11 protein-coding genes are annotated in these 12,658 nt (G+C 44.6%); 8 read left to right on the top strand and 3 right to left on the bottom strand.

All coding sequences use genetic code 11. The features are described from left to right. Positions 1-158: 158 nt before the first annotated feature. From WA381_RS15315 to WA381_RS15295, 5 genes are all read left to right on the top strand, one after another. Positions 159-833 (top strand): nitroreductase family protein, encoded by a 675-nt coding sequence (locus tag WA381_RS15315; RefSeq protein ID WP_156086756.1) that lies wholly within the window; start codon positions 159-161, stop codon positions 831-833. Positions 834-1,023: 190 nt separating this feature from the next. Next, the gene (locus WA381_RS15310) at positions 1,024-2,193 is read left to right on the top strand and encodes a sugar efflux transporter (protein WP_014950338.1); all 1,170 of its coding nucleotides are present in this window, start codon (positions 1,024-1,026) and stop codon (positions 2,191-2,193) included. A 160-nt stretch (positions 2,194-2,353) separates the two neighbouring features. Continuing rightward, positions 2,354-4,519 (top strand): M3 family metallopeptidase, encoded by a 2,166-nt coding sequence (locus WA381_RS15305; RefSeq protein WP_156086757.1) that lies wholly within the window; start codon positions 2,354-2,356, stop codon positions 4,517-4,519. Positions 4,520-4,530: 11 nt separating this feature from the next. Continuing rightward, positions 4,531-4,749, top strand: coding sequence for a hypothetical protein (locus WA381_RS15300; RefSeq protein WP_156086758.1), 219 nt, complete (start codon positions 4,531-4,533; stop codon positions 4,747-4,749). Then, positions 4,746-5,168: a TraR/DksA C4-type zinc finger protein gene (locus tag WA381_RS15295; RefSeq protein WP_039228088.1), complete on the top strand. Its 423-nt coding sequence runs from the start codon at positions 4,746-4,748 to the stop codon at positions 5,166-5,168. The genes WA381_RS15300 and WA381_RS15295 overlap by 4 nt, the downstream gene beginning before the upstream one ends. A 248-nt stretch (positions 5,169-5,416) precedes the next feature. On the opposite strand, the gene WA381_RS15290 is transcribed toward WA381_RS15295, so the two are convergent. The 3 genes from WA381_RS15290 to WA381_RS15280 all read right to left on the bottom strand — a co-directional run bounded on the left by WA381_RS15290 (position 5,417) and on the right by WA381_RS15280 (position 8,597). Further along, positions 5,417-6,349, bottom strand: coding sequence for a bifunctional helix-turn-helix transcriptional regulator/GNAT family N-acetyltransferase (locus WA381_RS15290; RefSeq protein WP_156086759.1), 933 nt, complete (start codon positions 6,347-6,349; stop codon positions 5,417-5,419). A gap of 97 nt (positions 6,350-6,446) precedes the next feature. After that, positions 6,447-7,268, bottom strand: a complete 822-nt coding sequence (gene nei / locus WA381_RS15285) for an endonuclease VIII (protein WP_156086760.1) — start codon at positions 7,266-7,268, stop codon at positions 6,447-6,449. Positions 7,269-7,475: 207 nt separating this feature from the next. Continuing rightward, positions 7,476-8,597, bottom strand: coding sequence for a zinc-binding dehydrogenase (locus WA381_RS15280; protein ID WP_039228082.1), 1,122 nt, complete (start codon positions 8,595-8,597; stop codon positions 7,476-7,478). A 495-nt stretch (positions 8,598-9,092) separates the two neighbouring features. Here WA381_RS15280 and WA381_RS15275 point away from each other — a divergent pair, with 495 nt between their 5' ends. The 3 genes from WA381_RS15275 (at position 9,093) to WA381_RS15265 (ending at position 12,610) form a co-directional block, all read left to right on the top strand. Next, positions 9,093-9,686, top strand: coding sequence for a hypothetical protein (locus tag WA381_RS15275; RefSeq protein ID WP_156086761.1), 594 nt, complete (start codon positions 9,093-9,095; stop codon positions 9,684-9,686). A 161-nt stretch (positions 9,687-9,847) separates the two neighbouring features. Next, positions 9,848-10,573: a transposase gene (locus WA381_RS15270; RefSeq protein WP_156086762.1), complete on the top strand. Its 726-nt coding sequence runs from the start codon at positions 9,848-9,850 to the stop codon at positions 10,571-10,573. Positions 10,574-10,618: 45 nt separating this feature from the next. Then, a complete protein-coding gene (locus WA381_RS15265) occupies positions 10,619-12,610 on the top strand; it encodes a RecQ family ATP-dependent DNA helicase (protein WP_156086763.1) in 1,992 nt (663 codons plus the stop codon). Positions 12,611-12,658: the final 48 nt, after the last annotated feature.

The raw sequence follows: 12,658 nt of genomic DNA, 5'->3' as shown, positions 1-12,658 counted from the left end.
AGCCGGATATACGGACGCAAACCATTTTAGTCAAAACAGCATGTTTACTCTTGCAATAACGGGGGAGACCATATACACGCCCTAGTTAGCACGTTTTTATTTTTAATAACCCGTCACTAACGATAGAGTAGTAAAAAAGCAGAAAAACGAGATTATAAATGCAGCCTCACGACCATTCTCCGCTCAGTGATTTTATTGAGTACCCTGAAGAGCAAATGCTTTCCCGAAGCGAAGATTTTTTAAAAACCATGCAGCGCCGCCACAGTATTCGTCACTTTAGTGACAAGCACGTTGATAAAGCGGTAATTGAAAACTGTATTTTGACTGCTGGCACTGCACCTAGTGGAGCGAATCATCAGCCTTGGCATTTCGCCGCCATTCAGTCGCCCGAAGTAAAACAACAAATACGCGAACAGGCTGAAGCGCATGAGCGCGGTTTTTATAATGGGCGTGCTGGGCAACAGTGGCTAGATGACCTAAAGCCGTTAGGCACTGACGCAAGTAAACCTTATCTGGAAACCGCGCCTTGGCTTATTGCCGTATTCAGTCAAAAGTTTGGAGAGACAGAATCGGGCGAAAAAAGCCAAAACTACTATGTGCACGAATCGGTGGGTATCGCAGTGGGTATGCTTATTACTTCACTCCACAACGCAGGTTTGGCAACTTTGACCCACACACCAAAGCCAATGAATTTTTTAACCGAAGTCTGTCAACGGCCTGATAACGAGCGTGCTTACATGTTGATTATTGCAGGTTATCCGGCGGATAACGCCACAATTCCTGCACACGCCATGCAGAAAAAGTCGCTTAGAGAAATTGCGAGCTTTCTTTAAATTTAAAAAGCGCTATTGGCCTGGGCGCATGAAGTAAACTAAGTATTTAAAACGGCATAACTAATAAAAGCTTTGTCATAGACATGAGATACGCAGCACTTATAATGCGCCCTCGTTATTAAGGGCTGCGACCTTTTCTTTACGAATTTCGGTCAACCACGTTTAACAGTTCCTCGGAGCTCGTATCCTCATGTCATCGCGTCACGCATTCTCTCCACAACTTCCTTTTTTACTGTTAAGTCTATTAACTGGCCTAACATCGTCGTTTGTTACGCCACTGATGAGCTATTTCCTCATTGATGAGATCAACGTTGAGCCTATTTATATAAGTATTTATATGGTGTCCGTTACGCTATCAGGGTTGGTGATCAGTCAGTACCTCGGGCACTTGGCAGACAAAGGTTTTAACGCAAATCGCCTTTACGGGCTAACCATGATTTGCGTGGGCATTGCCATGGTCGCCTTTATCTTTAGCAAACAGTTTTGGCACGTATTTCTCGCTGGCGTCTTGTTTATGTCGGTGGGCGCTGGAGCCGTGTCTCAAATGTTGACCGTTTCGGGGTTATGGGCAAAAAACCAAGACATCGATTTAGCCGCATTTAACTCAAAAGTTCGCGCGGCCATCTCTCTCGCTTGGGTGGTAGGCCCGCCGCTAGCATTTACGCTGGTTGCCAATTTTGGCTTCGCAGCGTCCTTCTCGGTGGCCATTGCATGCGTGATTGTTGCAACGCTGTTTGTGGTGAACGTTGTGCCGCCTCAAAAAGCCAATCAACAGTCTCTCAATACAACGCTTAAAGGCTCGCTATCACTGCCGTTTTGGCTTGTGGGGTTAGCCATACTTGCCGGAATGGCAGGCAATGTCATGTATTTATCATCCATGCCTTTGTACGTAATGAATGAACTGGGGTTGCCGGAAAATTTGCCTGGGCTAATGATGGGGGTTGTGGCCGCACTTGAAATACCTACTATGCTGCTAGCAGCAAAATTAGCCCGACGCTTCCCACCTGCGGGTATCATGGCTGTGGCATTTATTTTCGGCTGTTGCTTTTACGTTGGCGTGTACTTTTCTCAGTCAAGTTGGGAGTTATTGACCCTTCAAATATTGAACGCGCTGTTCTACGGTTTATATGCTGGTATTGGATTGACCTTACTGCAACAACAAGCGCCCGACTTAACTGGATTCACTTCTGCGTTTTATTCAAACGCCACTCGGGTGGGTATGATGCTAGGCACCATTGGCGCAGGCACCGTGGCTCAATTCTTTAGCTTCAGAGATGCCACTATTGGGTCGTTGTGCATTGCCATATTTGGCTTAAACGTAATGTTAGTGTTCATGTTTGTAAAACGAGAAGCACGTTAAGTTTTATTCAAAGAAAACTAGCAGATCGCTATTCAAGGCGTAACCCAGCAGCACCTCTATCGCTCCCTTTAATTTCTTCGCACTTTCTCACAATTGACAATTGTTACAATATAACATTACACTCAAATACAGTTAATTACCCTAAAAATTTAGGAACCCTATGAAAAAGCTCCTTATTTCAGCCACGATATCTTCTATACTTTTGGCAACAGGCTGCACCGAACAGGCGTCAACAATGAATAAGACTGCCACAACGCAGACAGACTCAGTAAAAGCAGAGCAGACGAACCCTTTGTTTATGACAAATTCATTGACTTACGGCGCGCCGCAATTTGATTTGATAAAGGACGAGCATTTCATTCCTGCATTTGAAAAAGGAATGGGACAGCACTTACAAGAAGTAGAAAAAATAGCGTCTAACCCTGACGCCCCCACCTTTGATAATACGCTGCTAGCGCTTGAAAAAAGCGGAAGTTTACTCACCAGAACTAGCCGAGTGTTTTTCAACTTAGTAGGAACAGATAGCTCGCCTGAACGCAGAGAAATCCAAAAAATTCTAGCGCCAAAGCTGGCGGCTCACAGCGATACCATTAATTTAAATAGTGCGCTTTTTAAGCGTATTGAAACGCTATACAACCAGCGCGACGCGTTGGAGTTAGATACTGAATCAACCCGACTACTCGAAGAGTATTACTCTGATTTTGTTCGCGCTGGCGCTAAACTCAATGAATCAGATAAACAGAAGATACGTGAAATAAACGAAGAACATTCAACCTTAACCACGCAGTTTTCTCAAAACCTACTGGCAGAGTCATCTGAAATTGCGGTGGTAGTAGATGACGTAGAGCAGCTGTCAGGGATGTCAGAGCGCCAAATAAAGGCCGCATCAGATGCTGCTAAAGCTGCTGATAAAGAAGGCAAGTATCTTCTAAGTATCACGAACACTACTCGTCAACCTGTCCTTACTTCACTAGAAAATAGAGCACTTCGCCAGCAAGTGTGGGAAGCATCGGCCTACCGAAACCAGTCTGGGGAATACGACAACACCAAAATTATTAGCCGATTGGCAGGACTGCGCGCACAAAAAGCAGCATTGCTTGGATTTGATAGCTGGGCGGCCTACAGCCTAGACAAGCAAATGGCCGGTTCGCCAAGCGCTGTATACGACATGCTAGGCAGTATGGTGCCCGCTGTGCTTAAAAACGTTGAAAAAGAAGCCGCTGACATTAAAGCAATGATTGAAGCGGAAGGTAATAACTTCGAACTAAAACCTTGGGATTGGGCTTTCTATGCAGAAAAGGTAAGACAAGCTAAATACGAGCTAGATGAAAACGAGGTGAAACAATACTTCGAGTTTAATCGCGTGCTTGAAGATGGCGTGTTTTTCACCATGAATAAATTGTACGGAGTGCGCTTTAAGCCCCGTCCAGATTTGCCGGTTTACCACCCTGATGTAAAGGCTTACGAGCTGTTCGATGTAAATGGTGACAGTTTAGCGATTTTTTATGCCGACTACTTTTCTCGCAAAGGTAAACGCGGTGGAGCTTGGATGAGTTCGTTCGTAGGACAGTCGAAATTGCTCTCGCAAAAGCCTGTTGTGGTTAATGTAATGAACATAAACAAAGCGCCTGATGGCGAGCCTACATTAGTCAGTTACGATCATGTGACTACCATGTTCCATGAAATGGGCCACGGACTTCACGGCATGCTATCAGACGTGAATTACCCAACGTTGGCCGGCACATCTGTCTCGCGAGACTATGTGGAGTTCCCTTCTACCTTCGAAGAAGACTGGGCAGCCCACCCTGACGTTATTGCAAACTATGCCAAGCATTATGAAACTGGCGAGCCTATTCCAGAGGCTCTGCTGGAAAAGGTGATTCGTTCACGTACATTCAATATGGGTTATGACACATTGGAATATATGTCTGCAGCACTGCTTGATATGGAGTGGCATTCTATCTCTGCCGATCAGGCGCCTGAAGATATCCAAGCCTTTGAAGCCCAAGCTCTCGATAAACATAATGTTGGCTTGTCGTATGTACCGCCTCGTTATAAGTCAGCATTCTTTGCACATTCAATGGGTGGCGGCTATTCCGCTGGCTACTATGCCTATATGTGGAGTGAAATTTTAGCTGCTGATGCCTTTGCTTATATGCAAGAACTTGGCGGATTAAAGTTAGAAAACGGTATGAAATATAGAAAGGAAATCTTATCTACCGGCAATTCTCGTCCCCCGATGGAGTCTTATAAAGCATTCCGAGGAAAAGCGCCAACAACAGATGCTCTGCTTATTCGCAGAGGGCTTAAAACCAAACTCGACTAACAGGAGGCCTCATGAATTCACCGGTAATACCGTCTAACTTCGTTGAATGGCAAAACTGTATTGTCCGCGATTGTGGCATAGCGTTAGACAAAGCGTTTTTAGAATCACGGATAGCGGCGCTTTCGAACATGAAGGATCAGCATACAAAGCAATTTCTACGTTTGTATGGCGAGGCACACTATAAGCATGTTTTAGGCTGGTTTCATCAAGCCCTAGTGGAGCTGAAATGAGTAAAACGTTGACTAAAGAAGCGCTTCTTGCCGCCAGTGAAGACGACTACATGAACGATGAGCAGCTTGAATTTTTTCAGGCATTGCTCAACGATTTAAAACAGCAAACCATGGCTCATATTGAAGAGATGAAGGCATCGTTAAGCCAACCTCCTGAGATAAACGATGAAGTTGATCGGGCGCAGTATGAAGAAGAATCCAGGCTTTCTCTTCGAATTTTGGACAGGGAGCGAAAGCTACTTCCTAAAATCGATAAGTCGTTGCGACGAATAAAAGACAAGTCTTTTGGATACTGCTTGGAGACCGGAGAACCCATTGGCATTCCTAGGTTACTGATAAGGCCGGTCTCTGAATATTGCGCCGATGTGAAAATGGTAAACGAAGGCAGAGAGCAGCATTATTACTCACAAAGAAAGTAATGATACTTTCTGTGCCTGAGAGTTTTTGAGTGAATATTTTAGTAAGAATGTGAGTGTGCGATTAACAAGGCGCACACTCGTCTTTTGGCAAAAATGGACTGAATGCGTCTCAGCTTTTTATCATTTTATAATGAAAGCCGAGAGTTAACCGTTTTGACAACGGTGGTATTGAACCTTCAGTTAAACCAAAACAGCGACCGCTGATTTGCGTGGCTTTACTTATAGCTGCGCTTCACGATAACTATTATTTATTTGAATAAAAGCTCCATCTGCACATCACATCTCGCGTAAGGCGATGACGCCCCCTCAATATGCTTAAACCCTATCTTTTCGTACAAACGTATTGCGGGCTTAAGTACCGAATTGCTCTCTAAATAAAGCCGCTTTAACCCCATCAGTTTCGCTCTTTCGACAATACTTTTACCTAACAGCAGCCCTACCCCTTTGCCTTGAGCTTTGGGAGACACCGCCATTTTGGCAAGTTCAAACGTATCGTCAGTTTGTTTAATAAGTGCACAGCAGCCTATGGGTTTGCCCTTATCTAACGCAATCAATATCACACCCGACTGATTCAAAATGTAGCCTTCAGGGTCGTCGAGCGCTTTAAAGTCGGGCTCTTCGAGCTCCCAATATTTGCTTATCCATTCAACATTGAGCGATTTAAATGCCTCGCGATACTTTGGCGCATAATCGACTACCTTAATATCAGGCGATTCACCGTCCACTCTTGCACTAATTGGGCGATATCGAAGATGCCTTTCAACTACGCTCAACGCTTCCCACAAATCGATACCCGTTTCATCTTTTAGCTCGCGCATGGCTGCGTCTATGGCATCGCACTGCTTTTCCATTTGGGGCACCATCGCTTTCGCTTTATCGTTTAAAGCCACCAGCGTAACCCGTGAATCGTCGCTCGATTTGTAACTTTCAATTAGGTCGCGTGCTTTCATTTCTTTTACGATTTTACTCACCGACACGTGAGAATGATTTATCTCTTTAGCGATATTCACGACGGAATCAGCACCTTTTGACGCGAGCACGTAAAATACTGGGAACCACTTTGGCTCTATCGCAAACCCAAATTTCGCATAAGTATTTTCCGCATCCTTTGACACCTGCGCGGCTAACTGACGTAAGGCAGTACCTAATGCAATATGCCCCAATTCATTAAATGACTTCACTTTATAAAACTCCGTAACCAGTTACGGACATAATTAATCGTAATTGGAGACAAGTCAAACAGATTATTATTTGATCATCAAAAAACGGGGATGTGGTTCACTTCGCCTGGCACTGGCTACACCAATAAAGTCGCCGCCCGTTATACGTTTGGCGTTTTATTAGAGTGGCGCAGACTCTACAAGGCTGCTCTTCCCTGTCGAACACCATAAACCGCGTACCTTCAAAGTTAATGCCTTTTGCTTCAAGCACTTCACGTAGTTCTGTGTACACGGTATAGCCACCAGTTTCATAGCTGCGTTTGCATATTGCTAAGGTGTGATGTGCCAAGCTGCGCAGCTGATCATCATCTAACTGAGAGGGTTTAAGTGAGGGGTGAACACCTGCTGCAAACAATATTTCGCTGCGAAGATAGTTACCCAGCCCCGCCATAAAGCGCTGATCCAAATATAAGCCGCTTAGTGCGCGGTTATAAAAAGCTTTTGAACGTAAACGTTCTAATACCATTTCTTCTGACACCGAATTGTTGAGTACGTCGGGCCCAACTCTTTGTAAAAAAGGGTGCTCATGAATAGTTTGCGTTGGCCAAATGCTAATGTCAGACGCACTATATAAAATAGCACTGTGTGTTTCGGTATGAAGCCCTACCCTTAGCTGACGGGTAGTATCCGGTATTTCGTTGCGTGCACAGGTATGCCACGCGCCGTAGAGTTGGTTATGTGAATACATAGAGAGCCCACTACTAAAATGGGTAATTAGCGCCTTGCCACGGGTTTCCATGCGCAAGACTTTTTCGCCTTCTAACTGCTTAGCGTAGGGTTTAAGTTGAGCTAATCCAAACTCTACTTTTTCTAGGGGGATATCTTTTATCACCGCTTCAACTTTATCTGCAGCGCGACGAATCTCTGGGCCTTCAGGCATGTTGTCTCAAATACCTTTTATCTCGGTTACTGTTTACTGGTTACTTCGCAGCATTTTCAGCTTCTTTGCAGCTGAATGATAATGAATACAAAAAAAGGTCTGTAGCCCTTTGATGTACTTTAAACCGAAGTTTGTAAATCAAAGATCAACAGACCCTATTATTAATCAAAGTTTAGCTGAAATTGCCGTATTTAAACGCTGCGCTGATTAGCCCTTGTTTGGCACAATCAGGTATTTTTCACCGGTCTTTTTAGCATTATAAAGCGCTACATTCTCAGGCTGTAATGCCTCCTCAAGACTCAATTCTTTGGTGTAAGACGACGCAAAGGTAGTGTTAATTTCCGTAGCAACTTTTTGGTAAAGCTCGCCTACACGCTTCTTATCAAGCTTGCCTAAGAAACGCATTAATAGCCAACCACCAATGCTCCACGTCATGCCGTAAGCGCGATTCAAAATAGTAGGCGAGAAATCTAAGCCACCGTAGATATACACTTGTTTATTGCTGTCAGAGCCGTAAGTGTTGAAGCCTTTTGCATCTTTACTGCCCGACGCTTCCATCATAGTGAGGATATCGCTAACTAGCTCACCGCCGCCAATGGCGTCAAACGCTAGTGTTGCGCCCGTGCTGTCGATAGCTTGATAAAGTTCGGCTTTAAAATTCTCGCTACTTGAGTCGAGCACAATTTTCGCGCCGATCTCTTTAAGCATATCCACCTGTTTTTGGCTGCGAACAATATTTACAAGCTCTACGCCCTGCTCTAAACAAATCTTGTTCAGCATTTGCCCAAGGTTCGATGCCGCTGCGGTGTGTACAAGCGCTTTGTGACCTTCCATACGCATGGTTTCAACCATACCTAGCGCGGTCAGAGGGTTAACGAATGACGACGCTGCTTGTTGCGGCGTGGTGCTATCTAGGTGAGGCAAGCATGCCTGCATAGGCACACAGGCATACTCAGTGTACGCTGCACCAGTAAGAATAGATACGGTTTTGCCCATTAAAGCTTGTGCCTCCGGGCTATCACCCGCCTTAACAACCGTACCTGCACCTTCGTTTCCGATAGGCAGAGTCTGGTCTAAACGCGACTTAATACGATTTAACAAAGGCTTATGCACCGGCGCAACCAACGCACTTTTATCTGTATCGAAGGTCGCTTTATCTAGGCTTGCTGGGCCAAACATCGGCCACATGTCTGAAGGGTTGATGGGAGAAGCTTCCATGCGCACTATCACTTCGTGCGGCTTCGGCTCTGGAACATCAACTTCTTTTAACGATACCTGAAGTTCACCTTCTGAGGTAATTAGCGTAAACAGTTGTTTTGATTTATTCATGTGATTATTTTGCCCTGAAAATTAAACGCTGAATGTATTGCTAAGCTAACACGCCACAACTATCAGCAATATTTATATTGCGAATACATATGCGTTTCGACCACTTATACACCCAAAAAATGGGGTCAGAGTACATTTCTCGCACGCTGAAAAATGGGGTCAGAGTACATTTTTTCCGAGTTTTTCCGCGAAGCAACCCAACAGCTACACCAACTGATACCGCCACTCTCTATTGCACAATACGCCACAGTCTTGATCAATAAAGTACTCTGACCCCATTACTTCAAGTTTTGAACTGCCCCTTCAGAAAAATGGGGTCAGAGTACATTTTTTCCGAGTGTTTCTGCTTAGCAACCCAACGACTACACCAAGTGATACCGCCGCTCTCCTAATCACACATCACGCCATGAGCTTTATCAATAAAGTACTCTGACCCCATTACTCAGATGGGTTACACTGCTAAGCCTGTATCAACTTGCTATGATGAATTAAGAAATGAAAAAGTATTGTGCGTATGTCTTACTTGGGCTTGCTGTAATAAGCAATGCTGCGCTTGCAAAAGAGGCACCGTTGGTCTCGATTCCTACTCACGATGCATTTTTTAATGCGATAAAGGCCCACTGCGGTAAAGCATTTCAGGGCAAAGTTAGCAAAGACAATGTGGGTAATACGTTCGGTAATGCGAAGCTTGTTATGCACGTACGAAAGTGTACAGACTCGGAAATTCAAATTCCTTTTCACGTGGGAGACGATGCATCCCGCACTTGGATTCTAACGAAAACCGGCGCGGGTCTTATGCTGAAGCACGATCATAGAAATGAAGATGGCAGCTTTCATTCTTCAACCATGTATGGCGGCCACACCGTAGATGAAGGGTTCCCCCAAGTGCAGTCGTTTCCTACAGATGTATATTCAAAAGCGTTATTTATAGAATCGGGAATTGCAGCATCAACAGATAACGTCTGGCAAATGATGATCTACCCTAGCCGCTTTAGCTACCGACTAATTCGCCCTGCCCGCGAAGTACAGGTAGATTTTGATCTCGAAAATCCTATAGCAACGCCAAGCGCCCCCTGGGGATATGAATAATGGGGTCAGAGTACATTTTCTAATTTAGGAGAGCCAAACAAGCCATTCATTTTATTCTTTCAGCTTGTCCCTTAGACCAGTTTTGGTAGGTACAGGGTTGTAGCCTTTACTCAATTCACTCATTTTATTAGAGAGAATATAGAAAGGAATTTGGTGAAATTATGGCAAGGAAACCTCGCTTGGCTCCCGCAGGCTATCCTCAACACGTCATCCAAAGAGGTAACAATCGCTCAATATGCTTTAAGTGTGAAAACGACTACATCGCTTATATTAGCTGGCTTAAAAAGTTCTCTGCAAAATTTGATGTAGGCATACATGCTTGGGTATTGATGACCAATCATGTTCATTTACTTTGCACTCCTAAGCTTGATAACCTTGGCGTAAGCAAAATGATGCAAGCGCTTGGCCGCATGTATGTGAGGTACTTTAACCACAAATATGAGCGCTCTGGAACGTTGTGGGAAGGAAGGTTTCATTCCAGTCTGGTCTCTAACGACGAATATCTTCTCACGGTTTATAGATATATCGAGCTGAACCCTGTAAGAGCGAACATGGTCGAAAAGCCGGTTGAATATAAATGGTCAAGCTACAGAATAAATGCGTTAGGCACACCTTCGTCACTGCACAGTCCTCATCCTGTATACCTAAATTTAGGAGCTTCAGAAAACCAGCGTCTTGCCGCTTACCGCGCTCTGTTCGATGATAAACTGCCTCAAACTGACATTGATAAAATTCAAAGCGGTACTCGAAGAGGACTAGTGCTGGGAAGCGATACATTTAAACAGCAAATTGAAAGCCTGACTGGGCACCGTTTAAAACACGAAGCGTTGGGTAGGCCACCGCAAATCAGTGAGCAGTTAACCGCTGGTTGCTCGGAAATAGCTTAATGTACTCTGACCCCATTTTTTATATCGCGACTTGGAAGCTTATTAATGTACTCTGACCCCAATATTTTGCAGCAGCTGTTTGGTTTTTCGGCGTTTCGCGAGGGACAGAAGGAGGCAGTGGAATCACTGCTTGGTGGAAATTCAACGCTAGCGATTTTTCCCACTGGCTCGGGCAAATCATTGTGCTATCAGTTTGTTGCTACGCAATTGCCACACTTGACCTTGGTTGTGTCGCCACTATTAGCGCTGATGAAAGATCAGCTGGAGTTTCTTCATAGCAAAGGCATTGCAGCAGCGAGTATCGACTCTACGCTAACGCCCGAGCAAAACAAGCAGGTGATGAACGACGTGCGTTCTGGGCAGTGTAAAATTTTAATGGTGTCAGTGGAGCGTTTTAAGAACGAGCGTTTTAGACAGTTTATTGAATCTGTTCAAGTAAGTATGCTAGTTGTCGATGAAGCACACTGTATCTCTGAGTGGGGCCACAACTTTCGCCCTGACTACTTAAAACTCCCCGCGTATCAGAAAGAGCTTAATATTCCGTTAGTACTTCTGCTCACAGCTACTGCCACTAAAAAAGTAAAAGAAGATATGGCAGCGCGCTTTGATGTTGCGCCAGCCAACATTATTCAAACAGGGTTTTATCGACCCAACTTGAATTTGCATGTTCGCCCAGTACATGAACCATATAAAAACCAAGCCTTACTTGAAGAAATTCAAAAACAGAAAGGTGCGGGTATCGTTTATGTCACGCTGCAAAATAGTGCAGAAGAAGTAGCCCGGGTCCTACAGCAACAAGGGTTTGCTGCAAAGGCTTATCACGCTGGTCTCGACAGTGATGTAAGACAAGGTATCCAGCAAGATTTTATGCACAATAAGCTTCAAGTTGTTGTGGCTACCATTGCATTTGGCATGGGCATTGATAAGTCGGATATTCGCTTTGTTGTTCATTACGACTTACCAAAGTCTATTGAAAACTACAGTCAAGAAATTGGCCGAGGTGGACGAGACGGTAAAGCCGCAAACTGCACGGTTTTAGCTAACCTTGACGGGCTAGTCACCATAGAGAACTTCGTTTATGGCGATACACCAGATAAAAGCGCCATTCAATGCGTAATAGATGATATCAGCGCACAGGCCCCCGCTCACATAAATTCAGCGGCGCACAATGATTCACCTACCAACGGCGAAAACAATGTTTACCAGTGGGAAACGCAAATTAATAGCTTATCGAGTGCCAGCAACATACGACAGCTTCCGCTTAAAACCCTGCTGGTACAGCTTGAACTCGCCAACGTTATTCGCCCTTTGTATGCCTATTTTGCTGAATACAAATTTCGCTTTATTTCAGAGAAAACCACCATACTCGGCCTTTTCTCAGAAGAACGGGCTCGCTTTCTAGACGCCGTATTCACTCATTCAAATATGAAAAAGGTGTGGGGCATTGTAGATTTCGACAGTATTTATCAGCATTACGGCGCAGAGCGTGCAAGAGTGGTTGCCGCACTAGAGTATTTACATGAACACAATCATATTGAGCTTGCCTCGCGCTTAATAACTGACGTATACCGCGTGGACTACGAAAAACTGCAAAATGCCGACTTAGCTAATAATCTGGCTCACTATTTCGCTGAAAACGAGCGCAAAGAAATAGAACGTATCGCCGCGCTGGTAGGCTTCTTCGAACTTAATACTTGCTTAAGCTATAACTTATCGGCGTATTTTGACGATTCCCAAGCGCCCAATGAATGCGGGCACTGCAGTGTATGTCAGGGAAATGTGGCTAAGCTCAGCTATTCAAACCCAATTCCCACACCGAACCCAGACCAAATATCAGAGGCCATAGCAGCACTAAAAGCGCATTTGAGCGGAAAATTTGATGGCCCAATCACATCATCTATTTGCTGTCGTTTTCTAACTGGCATGACCATGCCTTTGTTCACTCGATTTAAAGTGAGACAAGTAAAGGGCTTTGGGTCTTGTGAAAACTGCCGATACGCTGATGTGAAAGCAATGGTAGATGCTATAAATCAGTGAACGTAGCAAATACCCTAAATCTAATTTATAGTGTTGAGTGAATCACAA

This window comes from Alteromonas sp. CH_MED4-4, from assembly GCF_037029575.1.
Classification (GTDB): domain Bacteria; phylum Pseudomonadota; class Gammaproteobacteria; order Enterobacterales; family Alteromonadaceae; genus Alteromonas; species Alteromonas macleodii.
Note: the sequence above shows the minus strand (reverse complement) of the source record. Positions and strands in the feature narration are given on the sequence as shown.